We start from the raw sequence: 24,926 nt of genomic DNA on the forward strand, positions 1-24,926 counted from the left end.
AGCCCGCGGCTTCGCTGTCCCAATCGCGGCGGTAAAGCTGCGGATACTGGTTCTCCTCGACTGTCACGACGTCGTGCCAGGTGCCAAAGGAGTCTTGGTAACCGAAGCGCGGCGCGTTGTCTCGCATGGTGGCGTCAATACGGAGAATCTGGTCCTTGACGCGCTTGCGGCCCTCGATGGCGTACGTGAGCAGCTCTTCCATCTCCTCCGGGGTCGCGGTTCCCGTCGGGTGAATGAGCTTCATCAGGCCGGAGAAGGTCTTGTTAATCCCGTCGCGGTCGCGGGTGGAGATGTCGGAGCCGAGGCTGAAGTGCGACTGGTACTTGTCGGAGAAGTCCTCCGAGCGCTTGGAGTGGAGGATCTCGGCGAGGTAGTCGACGACGAAACCGTAGCCGTCGGAGAACATCTCTGAACGGATCGGCGAGACTTCCCAGCCGGGGATGTAGTGGTGGATGCGGTCAAGCCACGCAGCATCGCGGTACGAGTCGGGGAGCTCGTCGAAGAGGTCGGAGTGCTGGAGCATGTACGGGACGGTGTGCGACGTGTTGCCGATGAAAACCATGGATGCCTCAGCTCCGAGCGGCTGGTTGCCGCGATTGAACTGTTTGTTCGCCATGTAGTTCTTCATGATGTTGACCAGGTTCTGGTCGGTACGGCGGTTCGACGCGAACTCGTCAAAGGCGACCACGTCCCAGTACCCGACGAGGCCGAGTTTGCCGTTCGCGTTGTTGACGAAGAGCTTGGCGACCGTGACTTCGCCGCCGGAGATGAGCGCGCCGTTCGGCGAGAGCTCACTGAACGTGTGCGACTTTCCCGTGCCCTTCGGTCCGAGCTCGACGAGGTTGTAGTTGCGCTCGACGAACGGGATGAGCCGGGTGAGCGCGATGAGCTTGCCTCTGGGACTGAACTGCTCCGGGTTGAGACCGATGGACTGCATCAGCACGTCGATCCACTCGTCCGTCGTGAACGATGCGCGCGCCGCGTTGTACCGATCGAAGTCGACGCCAGCGATCTGGATCGGCTTGAGGTTCGCGAGCACCCACGGTTCGGTGGGGCCGTCGCTCGGCTGGTACTCGATGTCGCAGATGCACCAGACGCCCCCAACAAGCAGCTTCTGGTTACTAGTGACGGTGTTGGCGTCGATCGGCACGCCCTTGATGTCGAGGTTCTCGAAAGACGCCTCGTAGAAGTCCTGCTTCGTATTCAGGTCGACGGTGACGCGATCGATGATCCGGTGCTTGCCCTTCTCACGGATCGTCGACTGGATCAGTACCTTCTCGTTCCGGTTGACGTAGTGCTCCGCGAGGATGCTGCGCACCATGTCGATGCCGTCCTGGATGGTTTCCTCGTCGTCAGAGGCGGCGTACTGGCCGAGGAGATACTCGAGCACGTATCCGGGCACGACTGCGTTGCCGCGCACCGCTTTGACAAGGTCCTTGCGGACCACAGATCCGGCGAAGAGGTCATTCACCTTTCGATCGAGGTCGGACTCGTCCTCGGTGAAGGCAGGCACATAGACCTCTTCATCGTCGGCCACACCGAGATCGCTAAGTGCCTCGTCGAGGTTCGTCATGGATCCTCCTTCCCTAGAAGTCTGGCGTAGCCGTGATCCGGTTCGTGAACATGTGCTTGTAAGGCGCCTGCCACGAATTGCTGTTCGGGCTCGGCTGTTCGAGTCGGAGCTCGACTTGCGCGCCGAGCGGCACTCCAGCGTCGGGGCGTATCTGAAGCTTGATCTCCTGCAGGCGATCCCGCTCATCACCCGTCGCGGCGAAGACGATGACCACCTGGTCTGAGATCAAGGCATCACCGTAGTAAAAGGCAGCGCGGAGCTCACGTGCCTGGGTCCGCTCGCTGATGGGTTCGGACTGCAGCAGGCTGATTCGCACGATCGCGTTTGTCAGCACGTCGCTCTTCGGCTTGATCTGCACGTCTACGGGCCTAACCCCGCTCTTGCCCTTGCGGGTGACGGTGACGACGGGCACGACTACCTCCTGCAACGTCGCGCCGCCGTGGACGAAGCGATCTGCGGCACCCTGGAGCTTCTGCGTGAGTCGGTAGATCGACTTCGGAATATGGACCTGCCAGTCGCCGACAAGTCCGAGCTGTGATGATGTGTACGTATTGAAGGAAGCTGTCTGTTTGAAGTCCTCGCCGAGCAGGAAGCGTCGGTCTCGGTACTTGATGTCACCATGCGGTTCTTCATCTAGTTTGCTGCCATCGCCGATCTTCGATTCCTGGAAGAGAAACCCGTGGTCGCTGGTCACTAGCACGTTCGCGTCGGCTGAGGTGAGATTGCCGATCAGCTTCGTCAGTTCTGCAATGGCGTCTCTCGCCGCCTCGGGCGTGCCAGACTCGGCGCCGAGCTTGTGGCTGCGCTTGTCGATGGTGTCGTGGTAGACGTACACAATCTTGTGTTGCTGCAAGAAGGGCCGTAGCTCGTCCTTTATCTTCTTCGCGAGCACGTCCTCGGCGCTGATCGCGGTGCCGCCGATCGCGTCGAGGATCTTGGTCCGGTTGACGAGGCCGCCGGCCGGCTTCCCGTCGACGACGACGTCGCTTCCCTTGCCCGCGAATCCGACAGTCGTGTGCGGAAGCAAGGACGCCATGCCCAGTTGCGTGTAGCTCGGCAGGGCACCGAGGATGACCTCGAGCTTCGCGTCGTAAGCGACCTTCGTATCGCTACGCAGGGCGGAGGCGAGCTCGTCGGCGACCTCATAGCGGAGCGCATCGGAGATGACGACGACGACGCGTCGCCCTTGCGAGACGATCGGGTCGACAAACGAATGGTAGAACGATCCCTGCGACCGGTACGCGACTGACTTCCACGACTGAACTGCATCAATCTGCTTTTGCCACTCGGTCGCGAGCGGGAAGACGTATTTGTTGGTGTAGAAGAGCTCGACCTGCTCGACGAGTGGGGCGAGCCGATCGGCATGCTCGGTGGCGTGGGTGGCGAGAAGGAACTGTCGGTAACGCTGGTCGATGCGGTACCAGCGGTCCTTGTACTTCGAGAGCCCGTCGTCGAAGTCAGCAATTGCGACGCTTAGGGTGCTGATGTCATTCAGCAGTTCGGCGGCGGAACGGATCGCGGTGTAGAGGGCGCGGATTGACGGGTCGAGCGTGTACCAGAAGGTGGTCTGGCGGGCCCTCTCCGCTTCCTGTAGGTCGCGGACGGTGAGGCTCTGGTTGCTGACGCCGAGGGCGAGGTCGCCGATGATCTTCCAGTCGATCGCCTCGAAGACATCGGAACTGAGCAGCTCGTGGTAGTCGCGATCGGCGATCTGGGCTTCGACGCCGAGATCGCGCTCGACGCGGCGGGCAAGCGCTGCCATTGCCTCACGGCTCCGGACATCGTTCCGCCACGCGCTGTAATCGTGCCGAAGCCCGACTCGCACCGAACTGAAGTCAGTGTTCGCGTGTGTGAACACCCACTCGACGAAGTCGCCGATCGTCGGGTTCGCCGACTCGTATCCGTAGATTCCTTTGGCGCCTTCCCAATAGAAGTCAGTCAATCCGTAGGAGAAGAGCGCGTCGTAGCCGTTCGACGATCCAGCGGCATTCTCGATGAGAAGAGCACGGGTGAGTTCACCGAAGCTGTGTGCCTTGACCCCGAGCGCCACTGCACTCATCTTTGCGCGGAGCATGGTGCGGTCGTCTTCGGCGCTGAGTAGGCCCTTGAGCTTTGCCTTGCGATCGGCGCTGTTGAAGAACTTCGGATGCTGAGCGACGACCGGTTGCAGGGAGAGCGGGAGGCCGAGATCCTGCGCGTCCATCGAGGCACGGTCAGCGGTGAAGACGCCGTAGGCGAGTTCGAGGTCCCAAAGCCAGTTGCCAACGCCGTCGGGGATGTCGCCCTTGCGGTAGACGATGAAGGCCTGGTTCGGCTGCTCCGTGAGCAGCCGATATTTGACCGCATACTCGTCACGGTCGACCCGGATGACCTCAACACCGTCGAGTTCCGCCTCGAGCTGGTCGAGATCGGCCTCGTACTCGCCCTCCGGGTCGTGCCAGAAGGCGATGTGACGGTCACCGGCCTTCCGTCCGCTCGCGAAGCGCTCAGCGAGTCCGTTCTTGAGAACGCCGAGGTCACTCACCGCCACCGCCCTTCTTGAGGCCGATGTCTTTCAGGGCAGCGCCGAGCTTCTGGTAGTTGACGAGTACACCGTCGTCGAGATCGAGGGCTATCTGCTGGCCGGCGAGTGGGAAGAGCACGTCGTGCTCGTAGTCGCGGAGCTCGACTAGAACCCTGCGGATCCGGTCAGCTTCCTTCAGCGCGGTCGCGATGTCGCGAGCCGAGGCTCCGCCCATGCCTGCGGAGACCCGCCCCTGGTGCTCCAGGTTGGCCTCCAACTTGCCGATGAACTCTCGCAGGTATCCGGTGAGCACCGTCGATGCTGTGGTGGGGTTGTACCGGTGCAGGTAGATCAGAGCACTGAACGAGCCCTTCGGGCTGCGGAAGAGCCAGTAGATCGGGCGCTTCTTGTACCGCCTGACGTGGTCGTCGTAGAACGACTTCACGAAGTAGTCACGGATGTCCTTCACGCCGAGCGACTCGGTGACAAACTGCAGGTTCTCCTCGAAGTGCTCGTCACCGAAGGCCACGCGAAGGAACTTGCGGAAACGGGCGACGATGTCGTCCTCGAACCAATCGCCATCGACGATCGGGATCACATTGTCCTGGTCCGGCATGAACGACTGCGACGGCACCTTCGTCAGAAATTCCTGAACCGTGCTCCCCTGGTCTGCGAGGATCACCCCCGGCTCATCAAGGCTGTATCGACCGAACATGCACCCGACGGCATAGGAGACGAGGTCCTTCGCCGCGTCTCGGAGGAACATAGTCGAGTGCTCGCTCGCGGGTTTCCCTGAGTACCTGAAGGCCGCGTTGCGAGTCAGTGTCACTCGACCGAGCGGCACGGCAGTCTGGACCTCATGATCAAGCCCATACAGCTTGGTGATGGCTTCGTTGTTCGACTCTTCTAGCGCTTGCTGACGAAGCGAGATGCTTGTCCATTCCTGGCGGTATTTGTCGAAGGCTTCGGGGAGCGTTCGTTGCGTCTCGTCCACCAGAAAAGGAGTCCTCGCGAAGTTCCATGAAGTCTCGGATTCGTCCCAATCTGCCGTCGAATTGGCCTGAAGCTCGGCGACCAGCGCGAGCACTTCGTCCGGTGCTTGAGTGGCGAGAATGGGCAGGCTACCGACATCCTCCGCCACAAACGACATCGTCGGAGACTTGGCCTCGAGAAGCACCTGCACCAACGACGAGTTGCAGATGCTCATAATTAGCGTCGCCTCCTGCTCGGAGCCCACATAGACCGACTTTGCGGCGGAGCCAAGCACGAACCCCTGCGGGTAGCTCCGGAAGGCGGGCGAGCCAGTCGAGATCTTCGACCACGAGACGCAAGATCGGAAGTAGAACTGAGGGCTGCGGACGGTGGACTTGGGCCGTTCGGCCAGAATCTCCGCTCCACCGTTCTGCCAGTTGATCACGTACTCGTGATTCCCGTACCACTTGCGGAAGTCGCCGCCCTTGTTGAACGGGAACCACTTCGCGCCACCGGCTTCGGCAGCAGCAGGAGTGGGGGCGTCCATTACGCGCGAGTGAGCGGACACCTCCCACCAGAGCCGAACGAACCGGTCGGCATCCGAACTGGAGAGTCCCTCGCGCAACTCCGCCACTTCGCCAAGAGGTCGCCCGAGGGCAAATGCGCGTCGCACGTCTGCGGAGAGCCAATAGACAATCGGGGTACCTGGGATCTGCGAGAAGGTCTCGCCGGAACTCCGGTAGAGCGACCCATCACGGCCGGCCGCGGCCGCAAGCAGCTTCCTGGACTTCTCTGCCTCCGTGCGCCCGTCGACCAAACGCAGGTACGAGCCTGTCTGTCCCAGAGGCCGACCGACCTGGAGAACGAATGCCGTTGTGGACACGACGGCACCGCCAATCGAGTCGAACGCCCGCTCCCCAAGGTGAGCCATGCTGACAGGCGGTGCGAACTGGAGGATGCGTTCCCGCAGCTTCTCGAACGATGCCAGGAACATCCAAGACTGCATGGTAATCATCGCGACCTGGCCCGACCGCCCAGCAAGGCGCACACACCGCTCGATGAACATGGCGAACAGATCCGTCCTGCTCGGCGGGTAGCTCTCCTTTGCGAACGTCGCCAGCAGAGAACCCATGTTCCCGGCGCCCATGTACGGCGGGTTGGCGACAACTACCGAGTATGGCCGCGACAGATATTCGGCCTGCGCAAGAACCAGGGCAGCCTTCTGCAACATCATGCCGTGAAGCAGGTCGCCATCTGCCTCGATCCCCTCGAGCGCAGCCTTCAAGGCAGGGATGAGGTGTTCCTTCGGCTGGATCAGCGAGCCGAAAGTGTCGGCGTGCTCGAACGCGCTCCAGAACTCGTCCGCGTCGCCGCGTGCAACGCCGCCTCCGTTGGCGAGCGTCCAAAGGTAGTCGAGCTCGGCGGGGTCGAAGTGCACGTTCTCGAGCACGCAGACATTCGGCTGAACCGGACTCTTCAAAAAGAGCTTCCGCTTGGCGGCCGCTTTCATTGTGAGCGCGAAGGCAGCGAGGGCGCCGGCGCGGGGGTCGATTTCGGTGCCGTAAAGGTTGTGTTGAAGGATCAGGCCAGGGATCTGGGCGGGGTCGTAACCCTTCTCCATGTAGATCGCGTACAGCAGGTCGAAGGCGTAGGTGAGCATGTGCCCCGAACCGACAGCCGGGTCGATGACCTTCAACTCCTCCGGCTTCGCGATCTTGAGGAATTCCGTTTCCTCGTCAACCGGCTTGATGTAGTAGTCCATCAGCTCGGCCAGCCGAGAGGATGGGTTGTTCAGCAGCCAGAGTCGCCCGAGCGAGTTTTCTACGAGGTACCGCACGATCCAGTGCGGGGTGAAGAGCTGGGTAGCGGCAGGGATCTCGGCGGCGCCGGCCTTCTTGTTCTTCTTGAACCCGTCGAAGACCTCGTCTTTCCGCTCCGAGATGTAGAACTGGTACAGCCATCCGATCACCTCGACGTCGCGGCATACGTCCTCGGTGAGGGTCTTCACCGCGCGGTCGCGGACCGAGTCAACGGCAAGCAGCGCCGCCGGAATGAGCAGCTCGGTGTAATCGCCCTCACGCTCGAACATGAACGGCATCGCTTTGTGCCAGGAACGGCAGTACGCCTCGAGGAGCAGGCCGTAGGCCTCCCCGTCGGGGTCTTGGCTCGGGCGCGTTCGGTTGAATAGCGCAGTGATCGTTTCCTGCGTCTTCTCCGGGACGACGGAGCTGTCAAAGGAGCCCGCCTTCGCCTCGGCGAGCACCTCTGGTTGACCAGTCGTGCGGCCCGCTTCGGGCGAGACGATGGCGGACGGGGTGTAGCCGTTGGCATCCATGAAGCGCAGCGCGATGATCCGGTTGAACCAGGTATAGGCAACCCGGTCGATCACCTGGTCGCGACCATCCCTGGCAATCGCCCCCTCCAGATTGCGAACCGCCGCAAGCGACTCGACTCGGGCGAGGGAGTTCTCCGCGAGGACGACGGAGACCCGCGCGCCCACTTCCTTGATCAAATCGGTGCGCGCCTTCGTGGCGAAGGACTTGAGCGGTGCAGTCTCCATCAGCGCGTGATCCGCTTCCCCTCGGCGATTGTGGACTTGAGCGCAGCGCGGAGCGCTTCCACGTACTCATCGGCATCCGCTGCCGTCGAGAGTACGAACTTCCCACCGCTGACCTGGACGTGCGAAATGTGCACTGCGGGCTTCGACTGGGGTGGGACGGGAGGTCCAGGGGCGTCCGGCCCGGCCCCGCCGGGTGGGAAGCCTGGCTGATCGCCACCGGGGGGCGTCGTCACGAGGCGCGCAGCGGCGAGGTCGGCGACGAGGGAAGGGAAGGTCGACGTGGCGAAGCTGTCAGCGGCGAGCTTGATTTTCGCGATGCTCGTCTCCGCCAGCACCTGCTGGATCGCGCGGTCGACGCGATCGAGCGCCCGGCCCTGCGCGGCTTCGTTCGCCTCGTTGTATTCGGCTGTGCGTTGGAGCTGGATGCGGCGTTTCTCGATCGAATCAGCCGCCTTCCCCTGCTCGTCTTTGACAAGCTCAACGACCTGTTGTCGCAGCGTGTCGGCCTGGTTCTGAAGATCCACGATCCGGTTGCCCCGGTATACGGCGAGATCGTCTAGCAGCCCCTGCACCGGCTCGGCCGCTCCCTTGGGGAGATAGCCGAGGTTGTCGCTCGCATCGCGGAGGAACCTGCGGACTCCGTCGTAGATCGCCTTTCGATCGTCCTTCAGGAAGGCGCGGATCGGGTCGAGGACGGTCTCCTTCGCCTCTACCAGTTCGTCTGCCTGTGCGAACTCAGTCAGATACCACTCATCGGTCTTTCCGACGACGCTCGCCAGCAGGGTGATCGAGGGGTCGAGCTGCGCGATGAAGGGGTAGTCGTAGGCGGCGCGCGCCTCCTTGAGTCTGGCCAGCTGGTCCTTCAGCTTGTCGGCACCGAAGTGCGCCAGCTCCAGCGGGTCCTTCGGCGTGGCGCCCTCGTCGAAGAAGTCGGTGACAAACTTGCGGAAGGCGGTGACCTTCTTCTCGTCGTAGCTTTTCTGTACGCCGATCTTGAGGTTGACGAGCTGCTGGGTGTTCTTCAGAAGCGGCGGCACCTCGGTGCGCTTAAGCAGGTTCCCGTTGTGCTCGATGGTGATGCGTGAGCCGCCGAAGAGGTAGGCGATCACGACCACGGTCGAAGTTTGGTCCCAGCCGTAGGGCTTCCCGGTGAACTGATCGACGATCGTCTTGGCCGTAACCTGCTGGCCGATGTTGGCTCGCTGCTGGACACCGACCGAGTAGACCTCGCTCGCGGCATCCGTCAGCGCAGTGTCGACCGTGACGAGACCGTCGGCGGGCGCTTGAACGAACTTCTGGATGTCGGACTCGATGTAGACCTTGCCGCCGAGGAGCGACAGCTGCGGGTAGGCCTTCGTCACCAGCACGCTCAGGCCGTCGAAGACGCGAGTGTCGGCGACCTCGCTGCTCGACTCCACGTCAACGGTGTAGACGATGAGTGATGCCTTGCCGATCGCGCGGCGCAGGCGCTCCAGCAGTTCCTTCTTCCGCTCCAGGTTCTGCTGCGCCTTGGCACCGAGGAGGCGCTGCTGCACCGCCGTGAGCGACCCATTCTGCTTCTGCTTGACGTACTTCTCCGTCTTCAGCAGGAGCCGCAGATCACCGAAGAGTCCCGCATCCGCGTCGAGGACAACCCGGACCTCATCGAGCCCTGTGCTGTGCGCCCGGATCGTCTGCAGAACGTGCGCGTAGCCGGGTGTGAAGAAGTGGACGGTCAGCGCGTGCTGCGGGCCATAGCTGACGTCGTCGATCCGGTAGCCGAAGCTGTAGTCGAGGTAGTCGCCCTTGCCGGTCTTGTAGCGGAACTTCGGGGTCTTGAGAACGTCCTGCGAGAGCATCTCGAAGAGCCGCTTGCCGACCTCGGAACTGTCCAGATCGACGATCTTGATCTCGTTCTCGATCTCCTGTTCTTCGTTGGTCAGGTACTCGTAGGTGTCGCCGTTGCGCTGCACATAGGTCTGCGTCTCAAGCAACGCGAGCGCCTCCTCGACGTTCTTCGAGAGCTCCTGGAGGTTCCGGCCGAACCGGTCATATACAAGTACCGTCAGGTTCCGCGCAGTTGCGCGGAAACCATCAACGTACTTGACCAGGAATAGCGCCTTGAGCACACGGACGGCGAGCTTTGTGACATCCGACTCCTGATCCGGGAGGTTCTTCTCGGCGACGTCAATCGACCGCTTCGTCGCAGCCTGGACGGTGTCGCGGATGCCGGCGAAGAGGTTGTCGAACGCGGCGATCTGGCCGACGTCAGTCCCCTCTAACTCTTTCGCGACCTGTTGGACGACGCCGAGCATCGACCGCTCGCCGACCGAGGCGTGCCGGCCGGTGAACGCGTTGTGCTCCGACAGCCCGACGAGGGCGGCGCTGAAGAGCGGGAACTGGTAGTTCACCAACGGGTAGGTCGAGACGAACCGCGCTTCGTCCGTGTAATTCGGATATGTGCGTCCGCCGACGAAGTCGAAGAGGGTCTTGAAGTTGCCGGACTCCTTGACGTAAATCGCCTTCAGCTCGGCCGCGCCCGCCCCGTTCTTCTCCAGGAGGCGCTTACGGATGACCTCCTCGACATCAGCGCTGGAGAGACTGACACGCGTCTTGAAGCGCGCCTGAATCTTCGAGAAGTCGAACTCCTGGTTCTTCGTGCGATCGCCGATGACCTTGTCCATCGCCTCTTGGCTCGTGACAAACACCCACGCACGACCCTGGGCCTTTGTATTCAGCGCCTCCGCGATGGTTTCGAGACTGAGCATAAGTTTGCCGTCATCGCCGATGTACTGGCCGACCTCGTCCACGAAGAAGTTGAGCCGAGTGCCCGGCACCTGCTTGTCGAGCCACACCACGACCTCGCTCGCGAAGCTGTCGATGTCGACTCGATAGGAGTCTCGGTACTTCTCGAGAATGTTCTCCGGAGCGCCCGCCGTTGCCCCTGTGATATCCGCGTAGGCGGCGGCGACGTTCGGTTCCTCCAGCACGTCGAGTTCACGGCCTTCAGTCCACGGGATTCCGGCGATCCGCTGATAGGTGGTGCGGAACTGATCAAGGACCCCGCGGGAGTCGAGATCGCGCTCGAAGCGGGCGACGTGCGGCTGCATGCCGTAGTAGCCACGGCTGTTGTTGAAGACCTTGATGAACACCTTCAGGATCGCGTCAGTCTTGTCGCCTCCCTGCGCGTCGGCGACCTGGTCGATGTTGAAGAGAAGGCTGCGAGCCGGGATGCTTTCCGATTTCTTGAGCGAGGCTTTCAAGAAGCTGTCGGTGGTCTTCGTCTTGAAGCTCTCAGACACCTGTACGCGCGGGAAGTCTTGACCATCCACGTCGCCCAGCAGGTGCGCCAGCATCTTGAGCAGGTGTGACTTGCCGGAGCCAAAGAAGCCGGAGATCCAGACGCCGTTCGCGTTCGTATAGTTCGTGTACTCCTCAAGAAGGTTCGACAATGCCGACTCTGCCTCTTTGGTGAGGACGTACTCCTCGACTTCCGTGCCGAGGTGCGTCGTGTCGTCGGCCCTAATCACCCCGTCAATAGAACGAGTGATGTCTTTCTCAAAAATGTCATGGAGCTTCACTGTCAAGCCTCTCGATCCCGGATGTCGAATGCCCGGTAGTAGTTGTCGTCCTTGAGCCGCCCGAAGAGCACGAGCGACGAGCCGGATGTTCCCGATTGCTTGTAATCACCGGGGAAGAACATCAGCATCGGCTTGCTCGTCGCGACGCTCTGGAGGTTATTCAGAACGTTGTGCGAGCGTATGTACGGGAACACCTCACCGATGCCTGTGAGGAAGAGGATGTCGTAGGAGACGGTGTCGAGTCGCTCTTTGATCGCCGGGATCAGCTTCGAACCCGGATCCAGCATGTTCTGCAGCGGCTTGAGGAGGGCGTCCTTCCCTTGCTCGACCTCGAGCTTCAGGAGCCGGTCCCAGACGCCGCGCGCTTGGAGCATCTCGACCGTGAGGTCGTAGAGGTTGATCTCAAGGACTGTGACGCCGTGATCGTTCTTCAGCTTGTTCTTGAGGCGCTTCTTCGCTGCCGCGACGGCGAGCGCATCTTCGGGGTCGTAGGGATAGATGAAGAAGGGCACTTCGTTGCCGAGTCCCTCCATCTCGAGGAACCGCCGAGTACCGAGCACGGACACGAGGTGCTGCTCCTGCTCCAAGACCTGCTGTGTCGTCATGCCGCATCCCTTGTCGGAAAGAAGCGGACATCACTCGGCGTCCGCTTAGCGAGCTCGTCGTGCACGCGCGTCGAGAGGATGGCGGGGATGATCCTGCCGTCGTTGTCGGTGAAGCCCGCGTCGCGCATCAACAGGAAGACCGTGGAGCGCAGCTTCTGCATCGTCTTCGGCGTGACCTCGCCGAGCTCTTCATGCCAGAGAGCCTTGCCACGAATGAATGAGTCGAAGTGCTCGGGCAGCACATCCGCGGCCAGCTGGAGGAAGCGCTCACGAAGCACGTCCTCTGCGAACTCACCGATGAGTGAGTATCGGCGACAGGTAGCAACCCACATGAGGTGGGCGCGCTCCTCTCCTGTAACGACCGCGAGCAACGCCACCTCCGAGTCGGTGAGCTCTTGAAGCCTCTGGATCAGCTCACTACCCATACGAGTTGCGCTGCGGGATGCGCGGCTCTGGAGCATGTTGTCCGAGTCGATGGCCTCGCGCACCCCGCGCCAGTCGTGAAGACGACCGTAGATCTCGGCGGCGAGAGATGCATTCTGCAGGAACAGCCGGCCGGTTGTGAACGACAGCTTGTATCGCTGTGACTGGTCTCGCGTCGCACTCACGGCCACCTCCTCCTCGAGTCGGAAAGTTGAACAGTCTATGGGTCACCCGCCACATCGCTGAGCGCCCGGCACGCTTGGGTCGGCGGCGGCCGCCGTCTTCGCCGTCTCCCCAGCCGATCGTAGCGGGCGCCTCGACGAGAGCACGCCTCGGACCAGGACCACCTCACCCACCGCGCTTGTGCCGTTCGTGGCGTCGCTCGGCACCACTAGGAACTGGAATTGTCTCCGCGTGCGAGTCCGCGCTCCTCTGCCGTGTAACCGGTCCGGTCGCCCTGGCGGCGCCGGCTGAGCTTGCCGGCGTGCGCGCTCATCGCCGCTCCCACTGCGCCGAGGTCATAATCGATCGCGTCGTCGGCCTGGATGCCGATCTTGCGAGCCTGTTCGACCGCGTCCTGGTTGGCGCCAAGGAAAGAGACGTCCCAGTCGAACGCCTCACGCTGGTGCTCGATCATCTTGGTCACCATGTCGGCGGTGTACTCACGGGAGCTGTTCTCCTCACCGTCGGTCACGATGGTGACGAGCACGGTGCCCGGGCGCGCGTGCTCAGGCAGTTCAGCAAGTGCGTTACCAAACCCGTTGAAAGACCACCCCACCGCGTCGTAGAGCGCGGTAGCGCCGCGGGGAACCAGCTCGACCTTGATGGACTTCGGATCAGCGAAGTGATGAGTCAGCTCGATCTCAGTGTCGAACGTCACGACATCGATGGTCAGCATTCCCGGCTCGCCAGCCTGCGCGGCGATCAGCTGCTCGATCCCGCCGATCATGTCGTCACGGATCATGCTCATAGAACCCGAGCGATCGAGGACGATAAGCATCGCGGTGTAGTTTGCATCAGTCATGGGGGTGCTCCTTCGGCCGAGTTACCCGCCGGATCGAGCGAGTAGATCAGTCTGATGCACCCCTCCGACATTGGCGACCCAGTCGGGTGCAATCTGCGCCAATCGCCACGCTCGTGGTATCGAGATGTCCCGTCTATCCGCAGGTTCGCCTTGAGAGCGGATGACTTCACCATCACTCGCGTGTTGGCCTCTGCTAGCCTGGCGGGCTCGCCTGAAATTGGGCTGCACTGCCTACACGCGAACACGAGGCACGGTGTGACTCTTCCTCCGATTGATCAGTTGGCGTTCAGCGTTAGCGACACGAGCGATCACGTGGGCGGCGGACACTGCACGGCTCTCCCAGGAAGCTCGCTCGATGACGAGCGGGTAGCGCTTGTGGACCAATACTTCCGCGCCCTGTCGACTCTCGTGGAGACTGCAGCCGCCTTAGACGATCCGAGTGCACTCAGCCGTCCGATCCTGTTCACCGCTCATCACCTCTGCGAGGTATCTCTGAAGGCCGCGATCCTCAGTCGCGTCGCTGCCGCGCCGAAGCTGCATTTTCTACCTGAACTGTGGACTGCGGCCGTCGACGCCGGATGCTTCGCCCATCTGCCTCCTGAAGAGCTCTCCTGGGGTTTCGATTTCGCGACGAACCTGGGTGCGATCTCTGGCGATGGCACACCGGGCCGATATGTCGACGGGATCGTTGACGGAGGCACCCTCGACAGCCAGTGGTGTTGCCTAAACATCAGTGCGATCCACGCGGCCGCGATGGAGTTCGCAAGTCTCTGTGTCTCCGAGGTCACGGGCGGGCAAGTCACTTCGCAGGCGTGAAAGCACGCCCGTGCGCGAAACTGGTCACCACACCCTTTTTCGCTCCGCGATACCATCGGTCGCAGGAGGCAGGATTGGCTGGGACATCGGCGTGGCGGGTGAATGATGTCGTCGCGTGTGACGCGATGCGGGAGTCGGCGGCGACGCTGACCGCGCTCCTGCTCGAGTCCGCGCACGCTGGGTCGTTGGAGCCCGACGAAGCGCAGGTAGAGATCGCGGAGCTACGGCGAGCTGTTCTCACTGTCGACGCTTACGACCGCGCACAGGTAGCCGAACTCGCCGTGCGGATCAGCAGCCGAAGTCTCGAGCTCTCGGGAGCACCCTCGTGAGCGGGTGGGAGTTGGACGACGACACCCGTGACGAGATCCTGCGGCGCGGCATCCTGCCCCTCTACTTTCCCGACGGTGCCTCGACGAGCGACGAGCCGACTCTGGTCTTGCTCGGTGGTCAGCCCGGTGCCGGACGGTCTCGGGTATCAAGCGTCCTCCTGGCAGAGCGTGGTCCCGATCTCACAATCGTCAACGGCGACGACCTTCGCGCGTTCCACCCGCGCTTCGCGGAGATCGTTGCGGCGACGACACCGGAGGCTCGAGAAGGGCTCGCACGCGCGACAGCGGGTTGGGTGCGCGACTGTATCCGGTATTCGCGGGAGAACCGGCGATCGCTGGTGCTCGAGGGTACATTCCAGGATCCGTCGGTGGCGGCCGGTACGGCCGATCGGTTCGCGGCAGCGGGTTTCCGGACGCGCGTCGTGGTCGTGGCTTCGCGGCGCGCGGAGAGTCTGCTGTCGGTGACATCGCTGTACTTGCGGAATGTTCAGGCGGGAGGGCCGGCTCGTTTCATGAGTCGTGAGGCGCATGATCGTGGGTTCGATGCGACGCGCACCCTAGTCGCTGCGCTTGAGGATGCGGCATCCGTCGACCGTCTAACTGTGCTGAGTCGTGACGGGCGCACGGTGTTCGACGCCCACCGCGACGACGGTGGGTTTGACGGTGCGAGTGCGGCACTCGCGGACGCGCAGTCGGCACGGATGGGCCGGTTCGATGCGACGCAGTGGTTGAGCGAACTTCATCACGTGACGGAGTTCGCAGCGTCACGGCGCGACCTGCCGCGCGGGGTTACGGAGTCGCTGGTGGATCTGCACGAGACCGCGCTACGTGAGGTGATCCCGGAGTTGCATGCACCGGCGGATGGGAAGTTTGCGACGGCGATCGAGCAGAAGACGGTGGCGCGGCTGGTGGCGTTGCGTCGCTCGCTGCCGCGCGAGCAGTTGGTGGATGCCGCCGCCCCGGTCGTCGCACCGGTCGGTCCCGAGCGTGGAGGCATCTCGCGGTGACGCGGCTCGTCGGCTACTCCCGAGAGCTGTCCCCCGGAGCTGGGGTCGCGTCGGATGTCGCGCAGCTCACAGGTGCTGGGGCAGTGCGGGTCTTCACTGATGAGGGTTCGACGGAAGGTCGTGCGCGTCCGGGGTTGCAGGAATGCGTCGACTTCCTCGAGCCGGGTGACACGTTGCTGGTGATGACCGCCGCGACGCTCGCGGCCACGGTCCCGCAGTTCCTGGCGACGGTGAACTGTCTCACCGGTCGGGGGGTGGCGTTCCTATCGTTGAGTGAGTCGGCGTTGTGCGCGGGTGTGGGCTCCGCGGTCGACCCGGCCGAGGTCTTCGCAGCGCTCGATGCGCTGCGGCGGCGGCTGGTGAGCTTGCAGACTCGGGCGGGGATGGCGTCGGCGGCGGGCGAGGGTCGCCGGCCGGGGCGTCCGACGGTGATGACCCCGGAACGGGTCGCGATGGCGGTGGAGCTGCGGAACCTTGGCCGACCGGTGACGCATATCGCGCGGGTTCTCGGGGTGAGCGCGAACGCTGTGCAGCGGGCATTGGGGGCGACGTCGAACCCTCCTCGACCGCATGTCGGGCAGACATCGGCGTCATGAGACCTGAAGCAGTGCTGAGCGTCGTCAGGTTCTTGGTCTCAGTCCTCGACCACTCCTCTGCGGTCTGCCTGGCAAGTGGCTACGAAAGCGACTGGAGGGGTGCGCAGTGCCGAGCCCGAGGATTACCGGACTGAGCGCCAGCGAGGGAGGATATGCCGCAGGGCCGGAATGGAGCATCTCGGAGGGAGCTACGATCGGCCGCCTGGAAAGGCCCGCCGTCCCCACGCCTCCGCACTCCACCGATGCCATACCGAACGTGCGTGTCACTGGTCGTCGTCGGCGAGCTGGGCGAGTGCTGCGATGAAGGGGCGCCGGTCCGTTGAGGGGTCGGCGATTACTGTGCGGATCATCTCGGTGAGATCTGCAGCTGTCTCCTGGGGGAGCCTGCTGAGGGGTGCCGCACACCAGGTCACGTCCTCGTCGATCGTGTAGCCGGGTTCGTCGTTCGGCTTGTCGGGGTAGTAGGTGAAGGCGCAGATCGCTGCCCGGTACAGGGCTTCTTCGAGGTAGGTCCGGTCGATCATGGTCGGTCCTTCGCTGGCGGTGGTGGTCATCGGTTCATTCCCATCGTGTGATTCGGTTGCAGCATCGGGTGTGGTGCGGCGGGGTCTAGGTGGTGTGGCCGGCGCGGTGGTTCGCGGTGCCGGAGGCGATCGTTGATTTGTTTGCCGATCGCATCCAGACGGGCGTCTTCGGCGCGCTGTTCGGCGGTGGGTCGGGGTTTCGGCTTCGGCCCTGGGCGTGCCCGTCCGAGCTCCTTCTGCAGCCGCTCGAGTTCTGCTTTCTGCTCGGCGAGGTGATAGGTCGCGCGAGCCCTTGCACAGTCGCGAACCCACGCCGCCCAGACGTCCGGCGGTGTCGTGATGCTTTTGAGCGCCTCCCTCAACTCCGCCTCTGTCCACTTACGGACGAAGAAGCGGTCAGCTGCAGCCGCATGGGCTTCTCGCTGGTCCCTTTCCGTCTGAGGCAGTCGGGCTGGTGGCAGGCCCACGTCGCGCCGCCGCGTCTCTTCGTCTTCCAGCCATGCACGCCGGGCGGCGTCCCGCGCCTCCTTCGCCTTCGCGTAATGCTCCCGTCGCTTCCCGCGAAGCTCTTCGGCGTGCTCCGCGTAGTACTCCCTGCGGCGTGCGCGAAGCTTCTCGGGGTTGGCCTGGTACTTGGCCCGAAGCTTCGCGTTGACCTCGCCTACGTGCTTGTCACGCCAGCGCTTGGTCCGTTCCTTGGCTCTCTTCCGGTAGCCGTCGGGGTCCTCTTCTCGCTGCGCGTCTCGTCGCTGCCGTTGATACTCGAGCTGCTCCTCGCGGTGTGCGGCGTAGTAGTCCCGCGCGTACTGACGCCGGGCTTCGCGTTCCAGCCGCACCCTGTCATAGAGCGCAGCATGGGCGTGCGCGATCTTCAGCCGAATGTCTTCCGTTTCGCGCTCAATCTCGTCGTCGTCAGGCACGAGACACCGCCGCGCCGCCGCCTCCTGCGGGAGACGACACGACCGGGTCGCTCGCCAGCCAGCCAGTCTGACGGGTTCCGGCGTCGCCCACGCGGCGACCCGTGGGACTCGGGCTTCGGCTGTGCCCGTCTTCGGAAGTGTCGGGATGCGCCACTGCGGATGTGGTGGACTCCGGCAGTTCGGAACCCCGCGACTCCGGCTCTCCGTGATGGGGGGAGTCCGGAACTCCGGAAGTGTGGAAGTCTGCGAGTGCCGCTGTCACGGACTCCCGCAGTTCGTCCTCGGTGGACCCGCGCAGCTCATCGGCATGCGCCATGAGCAGGTCGATCGCGACGCGGATGAGGGTGTTCTCGGTGATCCGCTCAGACTTGACACGGCGGCGTCGCATCAGCGTCGTCGCGAGCGCTCCCAGCGCGGCATCCTGATCCGCCCGCACCCGTGCGTCCTTGCGCGTCAGACGTGCGAACTTCGCCAGCCCGCCGTCCTCGACCGGCACTTCCGCATTGACGCGGGCGCGGGCGTCTTGCAGCTTGCCGGCGAGGTCGACCTTGGCCATGCTCACCACCGCCCGCTCATCGAGGAGGCGAACTGCTCCGTCATCTCGAACCCGACTCGGGTGACGTCGGCAATTGTGCCGGTGGTGCGACGGTTGTCGCGGAGAGTCGTCACGAGCTCCCCAAGAGCTGGCGCGTCGGTCTGCGTCTTGTACTGGCGGAGGTACGCGCTGAATCGCGGGACGCCCCACGTAGTGTCGAGGAGCTGCTGCCACGTATCCAGTTGAGACGGGATGCGCGCGTCGATCCTGTTCAGCAGCACCGAGTGCCGGAGATGGCGGGGTTCGATCAGCCGGTGGATCGTCCGCAGCGTCGGCTCAACCGCGAGCGGCTCGGGCGTGAGCGGGACCACGACGTAGTCCGCGACGTCGAGCACCGTCTCGAGCACCGGGGTGTCTTCGAGGCTTCCGGGTGTGTCGACGAGCACGAAGTCGTAGTCGACCTGCAGCTCGCGAAGCCGGGTGAGCACCTTCGGGTTCTGGTTGCCGGCGAAGTCGAACGGGAGCCGGTCCCGCAGGTTCTCGGCCCACCACACCGTCGACTGCTGGCGATCCACGTCGACCACGAGCACCCGATACCGGCGCGACAGCGCCGCACCCAGCTGCATCGTGACTGTGGTCTTGCCGACGCCGCCCTTCTGATTTGCGACAGCGATGATTTGCATCCGGTGCCGTACATCGTCGCCGACCACGATCTCAGTGCTCATGAGCGCGTCCATCCCGCGCACCGTCTTCGATCCACGCTTCGAGCTCATCGAGGGCGTAGACGACGACGCGGCCGAGCTTTCGGTAGCGGGGACCCTTCCCCTCGTACCGCCACATCGCGAGTGTGTTCTTGGTGATGCCAGGAATCGCAGCTGCAACCTCGTCTGGACTCAGGAACACGTGGCTCAGTCCGACCGGGTTCGGATCCGTTGTCGTCGTCATGGCAGCTCCTTTTTCTGCGGATCTGATTCTGCATTTGACAGCAGTACACTCCTAACGCGTATCCTTAGTCAAGAGGAATCTGCGGAATGCATGTGCGGTAAGGCAAAATAAGGGGGTGAAGGTTGACGTGAAGACACTTGACGGCACGACGATGTCGGCGCAGGACGCCACAGAGTCCGTCGGGTCCGCACTGCGCATAGCGCCAGGTTTCGTCGCGACTGCGGTCGACGAGACGACAGGCGTCGAGACAACCATCGAGGCGCACTACCTCGCCGAGCGGGGGCGCTACGTCATCACCACGATCGTGAACCGCGCGATCGCCCCAGACTTCAGCGAGTACCAGCTGAAGCACGCAGCACCGCAGGCGATCCTGCAGGTCGCGATTCCGCACTGCGTCGCACTGCTGCTCGACGACAATCCCGACGCGAAGTGGACGACGGTCGCGGACCTCACCACCGCCGACGGGAGGATCATCCCCCCATGGATGGCCCAGGCTGTCGTCAAGAGAGGTATGAAGGACGAGCGCTGGCAGGTCATCGAGATCCTCTACGGAACCGCCGCGCTCGCGGACCTGCCACCTGTCAAGCTCATCGCCCTCGAACTCGAAGTGCCCGAGCGCACCGCCTCGGATTGGATCCAGAAGGCCCGCGCTGCGGGCTGGCTCGTCGGCATGACGTCCAACGTCGGTCGACCGGCGAGTGGGTAGCATCCTCGCCTACACAACCCGAGCCGGCAAACGGTATCGCGCCCTCTACCGTCGACCGGACGGATCACAGGGTCAGAAGCGCGGCTTCACCACCAAGAAGGATGCCGAGCTCTACCTCGCCCAAGTCGAGACCTCCAAGGCTCGCGGCGACTACGTCAACCCCACCGACGCGAAGGTCACGCTTGCAAGGCTCGGCGGCGAGTGGCTCGAGAGTCGTTCGACCGTGTTGAAGCCGTCGACATACCGGTCGATCGAATCCGCCTGGCGCATCCACGTCGAACCCAAGTGGGGCAATCGAGCAGTCGGCGGCATCCGCCATTCGGAAGTACAGAGTTGGCTGTCGACCCTCGCGAAGTCACACAGCCCGACGACCGTCCTCCGTGTGCACGGCGTGCTGGCGGGAATCTTGGATGCGGCGATGCGCGACAGGCGCATCACCCACAACGCCGCGCGGGACATGACACTCCCCAAGAAGTCGCGCGGCGGGCGCTCGTACCTGACTCATCTGCAGGTGGAAGCTCTCGCCGCGACCTCCCGCTACCCGACCATCGTCTACACGCTCGCCTACACGGGTCTGCGCTGGGGCGAGATGAGTGGGCTGCGCGTGAAGAACGTGAACTTCGCCCGCCGACGCATCCTGATCGAAGAGAACGCCGTGCTCGTGAATGCCACCGTGCATGTCGGCTCACCCAAGACGAACGAGACGCGTTCGGTGCCGTTCCCCTCGTTCCTCGTCACACCACTCCGCGTGGCATGTGCGGGAAAGCGGTCAGACGACCTCGTCTTCGGCGACGGTCCGCTGCATCGACGCCTGCCACAGTCGCAGGACGGCTGGTTCGCGGCCGCCGTCAAGCGTGCCCGCAAAGAGGATCGCTCGTTCCCGAAGATCTCGCCGCACGACCTTCGGCACACCGCCGCGAGCCTCGCGATCAGCGCCGGCGCGAACGTCAAGGCAGTGCAGCGGATGCTTGGCCACGCGTCCGCATCGATGACCCTTGACACCTACGCCGACCTGTTCGACGACGATCTCGACCGGGTCTCAGACGCTCTCGATCAGGCCCGTTCCGATTCAGTTGTTGCCATTCCGTTGCCACGGGACGATTCCGAGCAATGAGAAAGCCCCCGAGATCCGCGGAATTACGCGGGTTTCGAGGGCTTCCAAGGTGGCGGTGACGGTGGGATTTGAACCCACGGTAGGGGGTTACCCTACACAACTTTTCGAGAGTTGCACCTTCGGCCGCTCGGACACGTCACCGTCGTCGAGTTTACGTCACGCAGGTCGGGGCGGCGAATCGTGACGAGTCGGCCGTCGCTGCGGCATCCGTCAATCGAGCGCCGCCGCGCCCGCGATCAGGTCCACGACCCGTTCCGGCGCGTCGATTCCGGCTGAGAACACGTACGTCGCGGTGAAGCCCATATCCGCCAGACCCGCGACCACGCCGGCCACCGACTCAGAGGTGGACTGCGGGTCCACCCTGATCATCGCGGTCTTCTCGATGTCGTCGTAGTCTCGGCCGACCGCATCGCAGTGCCCGCGAAGGACGTCGAGCTTGCGGGCGGGAGGCTCCCCCGCCGCCGAGAGGTTGCACGCATCTGCGTACTGTGCCACCAGCCGCAGAGTCTTCTTCTCGCCACCCCCGCCGATCAACAGGTAGGGATGCGGCCGCGTCACGCTCTGCGGAGAGTTCAGCGAGCGCTCGAGCTGCCAGATCGCGCCCTCATAGGGTTCCTCGGACTCGGACCACATCTGCAGGCAGATCTGGATCGTCTCCTCGAGCCGGCGGAACCGCTCGGCGACGGGCGGGAAGGCGAAGCCGAGGCCCCGGGCCTCCTGTTCGTTCCAGGCGGCACCGATGCCCAGCCCGACCCGGCCGCCCGAGAGCACATCGAGCGTCGTGACCTGCTTGGCCAGCAGCGCCGGCTCGCGGTAGATCACCCCGGTGACGAGCGTGTGCAGCAGCGCCTTCTCGGTGTGCGCGACGATGAAGCCGAGCGTCGCGTAGGCCTCGAGCATCTCGTGCTCGACCGGGCCGATCCCCGGCAGCTGCCAGAAATGGTCCATCACGGTGATGCGCTGGATGCCGGCCGCTTCGGCGTTGCGCACGTGCGCGGCGAGCGCCGGGCCCAGCTGCTTCGGGCCGGTGCGCCAGGTGAAGTCTGCGATGTGAAGTCCGAATTCCATGCCCCGTGCTCCGTTCCCACCGACCGGATGCCGCATCCGCCCGCTCCAGCCACGCTAAGGCCACCGACGACCCGCCCGGGCCGCAGCGGCATAGATTGAAGCCGTGGCAGAGACCAAGAGTGCGGCGATGACCCGCCGTCAGCGGCTCGTACTCTGGATCGCGGTGCTCGCGTCCTTCGTCGCGTTCCTCGACGGCACGATCGTGAACGTCGCCCTGCCCGCGATCGAAGGGGATCTGGGCGGCGGGCTGATCACACAGCAGTGGGTGGTCGACTCGTACCTGATCACCCTCGGCGCGCTCATTCTGGTGGCCGGTTCGGTGAGCGATGCGTTCGGCCGCATCTTGGTCATGCGCATCGGGCTCATCGGGTTCGGCATCGCCTCGATCGCAGTCGCCGCCGCACCCGAGCCGCTCTTCCTCGTCGTCGCGCGGGCGGCCCAGGGTGCCGCAGGCGCCTTCCTCGTGCCGAGCTCTCTCGCCCTGATCACCTCCACGTTCCGCGGGCCTGCGCAGGGCCGCGCGATCGGGCTGTGGACCGCGATGACGACCGGCGCAATGATCGTCGGGCCCCTGATCGGCGGCCTCTTCGTCGACCTGCTCTCATGGCGCTTCGCGTTCCTGGTCAATGTCGTGCCGATCGTCGTCACTCTCTTCCTTCTGCATCGCCTCGGCGAGCGCGATACGCGCCGACCGGACGCGAAGATCGATTGGCTCGGAGCCGCGCTGTGCACACTCGGCCTCGGCGCGACCGTGTTCGCGCTGATCGAGCAGCCCCGCCTGGGGTGGGGGTCGCCGGTGATCTGGCTCAGCCTGGGCGGCGGCATCCTGATGTTCGCGCTCTTCCTGCTGCGGCAGCGCCGCGCACCGCAGCCGATCCTGCCGCTGGACATGTTCCGCGTGCGCAATTTCTCGTACGGCAATGTCGCCACGGCGTTCGCATACGGGGCTCTCGCCCTCAACGGGTTCGTCGTGGTCGTCTACCTGCAGAGCGGCGCCGGCCTGCCGGCGACCCTCGCGGGCCTGGCCAGCATCCCGGTCACCGTGCTGATGGTGCTGCTCAGCGCGCGGATGGGCACCCTCGCCGGCCGGTGGGGTCCACGCCTGTTCATGACGATCGGCCCGTTGCTGATGGCCGTCGGAGCGCTTCTGCTGCTCACCGTGAGCGAGGACTTCTCGTACTGGACCCAGGTGCTCCCGTCGATGATCATCCTGGGGCTGGGCCTGGCGGTCACCGTCTCGCCCCTGACGAGCGCGATCCTCGGCGCCATCGAGCCCGCCCGCTCGGGGATCGCATCAGCGGTCAACAACGCGGTCTCGCGCGTCGCAGGCCTGATCGCGATCGCCGCGCTCGGGGCGATCGTCGGCGGCGCGCTCGACCTGGACGGCTTCCACCGTGCGGCGATCGTGACCGCCGTGCTGATGGCGGCGGCCGGGATCGTGTCGTTCTTCGGCATCCGCAATCCGACGCGGGAGACGCTGGATGCCGCGGCCCGGGCCGATCCGGCGGACTGAGCGCCGCGGCCCTGCTACAGCCGAAGCCCTGCCACAGCCGAAGCCCTGCCACACTGATCGCATGTCCGTCATCGAGAACTCGAAACTCACCGTCGTCGGGGCCGGCAGCGTCGGTGCGAGCACTGCCTATGCGGCGCTGATCCGCGCTTCGGCGCGGCATGTCGCGCTCTACGACATCGCCACCGCGAAGGTCGAAGCCGAGGTGCTCGACCTCGCGCACGGCACGCAGTTCACCGGTTCGAGCGACATCATCGGCGGCAGCGACATCTCGGTGGTCGAGGGGTCGCACGTGGTCGTGATCACTGCCGGGGCGAAGCAGAAACCGGGGCAGTCGCGCATCGAGCTCGCGACCGTGAATGCCGGCATCGTCAAGTCGATGATGCCGCAGCTGCTCGAGGTCGCCCCGAACGCGGTCTACGTCATCGTGACCAACCCGTGCGACGTGCTCACGGTGCTCGGCCAGGAGCAGACCGGCCTTCCGCCTGAGCGGATCTTCGCCTCGGGCACTGTGCTGGACACCTCTCGCCTGCGCTGGAAGCTCGGCCAGCGCGCCGGGGTCTCGACGTCGAGCGTCCACGCCTACATCGTGGGCGAGCACGGCGACACCGAGTTCCCGCTGTGGTCGAAGGCGACGATCGGCACGGTCCCGATCCTCGAGTGGGAGAGCGATGGCCACCCGCGCATGAGCGCGGACGAACTGGACGCGATCGCCGTCGACGTGCGGGACGCCGCCTACAAGGTCATTCAGGGCAAGGGCGCGACGAACTACGCGATCGGGCTCTCGAGCGCGCGGATCGTCGAGGCGATCCTCGGCGACGAGCACGCGGTGATGCCGGTCAGCACGGTGCTGCACGACTACCACGGCATCAACGGAGTCGCCCTCTCGGTTCCCTCAGTGGTCAGCGCGTCCGGCGCGAAGCCGATCCGTGAAGCGCCGTTCTCGCCGAACGAGCTCGCGCTGCTTCGCCGTTCGGCCGATGCATTGCGCGAGGTGGTGACGTCGCTGCGCTGATCTGGCGTGCGCGCTGATCGAAGCGCTCGAGCGGATCGCGGGTCTCAGGCGTGGCGGTGCTCGAAGAGCGCGGCCAGCTTGGCGAGCGACGATGCCAGCCCGGCGGCGTGCTCGCCCGGATCGATCCCGTGGGGGACGTCCTTCGCCTGAACGGTTACCTCGGTGCCCACCTCTGCGTGCACCTGCGAGCCGGGCGTCTGGTCGGGATCGGCCGACATCACTGACTCGAAGGTCCACTCCATGAACATCGTGCCCGCGAAGGCCGGGTCCTCGGACGGGAACTGCACCGCCCACACGACGCGCCGCGGCGGCTCCATCGACACGATCTTCGTGTCGGCGGCATCGCTGTGCGCCGAGTACTTCCCCGGGGCGTCGTGGGTCTCGTAGGTGAGCACAGTGCTGAACCCGCCGCCGGCCCTCAGATCGAAGTGCTCGAGGTGAGCGTGCATGCCCTCGGGAGGCAGCCAGGCGGCCAGCAGCTGAGGCTCCTGGAATGCGCGGAACACCTCCTCGGGGAGGGCTGCGATATGGCGGTGGGCGGAGTCGACGCGCATGGAATCACCCTATGGCCACGAGCAGGGCTGGCGCGAATGCCGCGGGTGCGGCATCCGGCTGTCACTG

General features: G+C 64.3%; 21 protein-coding genes and 1 tRNA gene. 7 read left to right on the forward strand and 15 right to left on the reverse strand.

What is annotated here, in order from left to right:
- The 7 genes from brxL to QZV84_RS05895 all read right to left on the reverse strand — a co-directional run.
- On the reverse strand, positions 1-1,573 hold a 1,573-nt coding region (gene brxL / locus QZV84_RS05865; protein ID WP_292826744.1), incomplete at its 3' end, for a BREX system Lon protease-like protein BrxL.
- A gap of 13 nt (positions 1,574-1,586) precedes the next feature.
- Entirely contained in the window at positions 1,587-4,103 is a 2,517-nt protein-coding gene (gene pglZ, locus QZV84_RS05870; protein WP_363331886.1) for a BREX-1 system phosphatase PglZ type A, read from the reverse strand.
- A complete protein-coding gene (gene pglX, locus QZV84_RS05875) occupies positions 4,090-7,608 on the reverse strand; it encodes a BREX-1 system adenine-specific DNA-methyltransferase PglX (protein ID WP_292826750.1) in 3,519 nt (1,172 codons plus the stop codon). Before pglX ends, pglZ begins: the two co-directional genes overlap by 14 nt.
- Complete coding sequence (gene brxC, locus QZV84_RS05880) at positions 7,608-11,168, reverse strand: BREX system P-loop protein BrxC (RefSeq protein ID WP_292826753.1); 3,561 nt, start codon at positions 11,166-11,168, stop codon at positions 7,608-7,610. The genes pglX and brxC overlap by 1 nt, the downstream gene beginning before the upstream one ends.
- Before the next feature lie 2 nt (positions 11,169-11,170).
- A complete protein-coding gene (locus tag QZV84_RS05885) occupies positions 11,171-11,773 on the reverse strand; it encodes a DUF1788 domain-containing protein (RefSeq protein ID WP_292826756.1) in 603 nt (200 codons plus the stop codon).
- Positions 11,770-12,381, reverse strand: a complete 612-nt coding sequence (locus QZV84_RS05890) for a DUF1819 family protein (protein ID WP_292826759.1) — start codon at positions 12,379-12,381, stop codon at positions 11,770-11,772. Before QZV84_RS05890 ends, QZV84_RS05885 begins: the two co-directional genes overlap by 4 nt.
- Positions 12,382-12,587: 206 nt before the next feature.
- A complete protein-coding gene (locus QZV84_RS05895; protein ID WP_292826762.1) occupies positions 12,588-13,220 on the reverse strand; it encodes a vWA domain-containing protein in 633 nt (210 codons plus the stop codon).
- Between the two features lie 375 nt (positions 13,221-13,595).
- Here QZV84_RS05895 and QZV84_RS05900 point away from each other — a divergent pair, with 375 nt between their 5' ends.
- The 3 genes from QZV84_RS05900 to QZV84_RS05910 all read left to right on the forward strand — a co-directional run bounded on the left by QZV84_RS05900 (position 13,596) and on the right by QZV84_RS05910 (position 15,968).
- On the forward strand, positions 13,596-14,036 hold the full coding sequence (locus QZV84_RS05900; RefSeq protein ID WP_292826765.1) for a hypothetical protein: 441 nt from the start codon (positions 13,596-13,598) through the stop codon (positions 14,034-14,036).
- A gap of 325 nt (positions 14,037-14,361) precedes the next feature.
- Positions 14,362-15,372, forward strand: a complete 1,011-nt coding sequence (locus QZV84_RS05905; RefSeq protein ID WP_292826768.1) for a zeta toxin family protein — start codon at positions 14,362-14,364, stop codon at positions 15,370-15,372.
- Positions 15,369-15,968 (forward strand): recombinase family protein, encoded by a 600-nt coding sequence (locus QZV84_RS05910; protein ID WP_292826771.1) that lies wholly within the window; start codon positions 15,369-15,371, stop codon positions 15,966-15,968. Before QZV84_RS05905 ends, QZV84_RS05910 begins: the two co-directional genes overlap by 4 nt.
- Before the next feature lie 263 nt (positions 15,969-16,231).
- On the opposite strand, the gene QZV84_RS05915 is transcribed toward QZV84_RS05910, so the two are convergent.
- Genes QZV84_RS05915 through QZV84_RS05935 form a run of 5 tightly spaced genes read right to left on the reverse strand, consistent with a single transcriptional unit; the run spans position 16,232 to position 18,892 of the window.
- Complete coding sequence (locus tag QZV84_RS05915; protein WP_292826774.1) at positions 16,232-16,522, reverse strand: hypothetical protein; 291 nt, start codon at positions 16,520-16,522, stop codon at positions 16,232-16,234.
- The gene (locus QZV84_RS05920; RefSeq protein ID WP_292826777.1) at positions 16,519-17,412 is read right to left on the reverse strand and encodes a hypothetical protein; all 894 of its coding nucleotides are present in this window, start codon (positions 17,410-17,412) and stop codon (positions 16,519-16,521) included. Before QZV84_RS05920 ends, QZV84_RS05915 begins: the two co-directional genes overlap by 4 nt.
- Entirely contained in the window at positions 17,405-17,974 is a 570-nt protein-coding gene (locus QZV84_RS05925) for a hypothetical protein (protein WP_292826780.1), read from the reverse strand. The genes QZV84_RS05920 and QZV84_RS05925 overlap by 8 nt, the downstream gene beginning before the upstream one ends.
- Positions 17,971-18,672 carry a ParA family protein gene (locus tag QZV84_RS05930; protein WP_363331887.1) on the reverse strand — a complete coding sequence of 234 codons (702 nt, stop codon included), beginning with the start codon at positions 18,670-18,672 and terminating at the stop codon, positions 17,971-17,973. The genes QZV84_RS05925 and QZV84_RS05930 overlap by 4 nt, the downstream gene beginning before the upstream one ends.
- Positions 18,662-18,892, reverse strand: coding sequence for a helix-turn-helix domain-containing protein (locus QZV84_RS05935; protein ID WP_292826783.1), 231 nt, complete (start codon positions 18,890-18,892; stop codon positions 18,662-18,664). The genes QZV84_RS05930 and QZV84_RS05935 overlap by 11 nt, the downstream gene beginning before the upstream one ends.
- Before the next feature lie 127 nt (positions 18,893-19,019).
- Here QZV84_RS05935 and QZV84_RS05940 point away from each other — a divergent pair, with 127 nt between their 5' ends.
- Both QZV84_RS05940 and QZV84_RS05945 read left to right on the forward strand, forming a co-directional pair.
- Positions 19,020-19,598 (forward strand): hypothetical protein, encoded by a 579-nt coding sequence (locus tag QZV84_RS05940; protein WP_292826786.1) that lies wholly within the window; start codon positions 19,020-19,022, stop codon positions 19,596-19,598.
- Positions 19,591-20,712, forward strand: a complete 1,122-nt coding sequence (locus QZV84_RS05945; protein WP_292826789.1) for a tyrosine-type recombinase/integrase — start codon at positions 19,591-19,593, stop codon at positions 20,710-20,712. The genes QZV84_RS05940 and QZV84_RS05945 overlap by 8 nt, the downstream gene beginning before the upstream one ends.
- Positions 20,713-20,762: 50 nt before the next feature.
- Here QZV84_RS05945 and QZV84_RS05950 read toward each other — a convergent pair.
- A tRNA-Ser gene (locus tag QZV84_RS05950) sits at positions 20,763-20,853 on the reverse strand.
- 69 nt (positions 20,854-20,922) lie between these two features.
- Entirely contained in the window at positions 20,923-21,780 is an 858-nt protein-coding gene (locus QZV84_RS05955) for an LLM class F420-dependent oxidoreductase (protein ID WP_292826792.1), read from the reverse strand.
- A gap of 127 nt (positions 21,781-21,907) precedes the next feature.
- On the opposite strand from QZV84_RS05955, the gene QZV84_RS05960 reads away from it, so the two are divergent.
- Both QZV84_RS05960 and QZV84_RS05965 read left to right on the forward strand, forming a co-directional pair.
- A complete protein-coding gene (locus tag QZV84_RS05960) occupies positions 21,908-23,293 on the forward strand; it encodes an MFS transporter (RefSeq protein WP_292826819.1) in 1,386 nt (461 codons plus the stop codon).
- Positions 23,294-23,354: 61 nt separating this feature from the next.
- Positions 23,355-24,305 carry an L-lactate dehydrogenase gene (locus tag QZV84_RS05965; RefSeq protein WP_292826795.1) on the forward strand — a complete coding sequence of 317 codons (951 nt, stop codon included), beginning with the start codon at positions 23,355-23,357 and terminating at the stop codon, positions 24,303-24,305.
- Positions 24,306-24,349: 44 nt separating this feature from the next.
- Here the strand turns inward: QZV84_RS05965 and QZV84_RS05970 are convergent, their stop codons facing one another.
- Positions 24,350-24,859: an SRPBCC domain-containing protein gene (locus QZV84_RS05970; protein WP_292826798.1), complete on the reverse strand. Its 510-nt coding sequence runs from the start codon at positions 24,857-24,859 to the stop codon at positions 24,350-24,352.
- Positions 24,860-24,926: the final 67 nt, after the last annotated feature.

The organism is Microbacterium sp., from assembly GCF_011620715.1.
Taxonomy (GTDB): domain Bacteria; phylum Actinomycetota; class Actinomycetes; order Actinomycetales; family Microbacteriaceae; genus Microbacterium.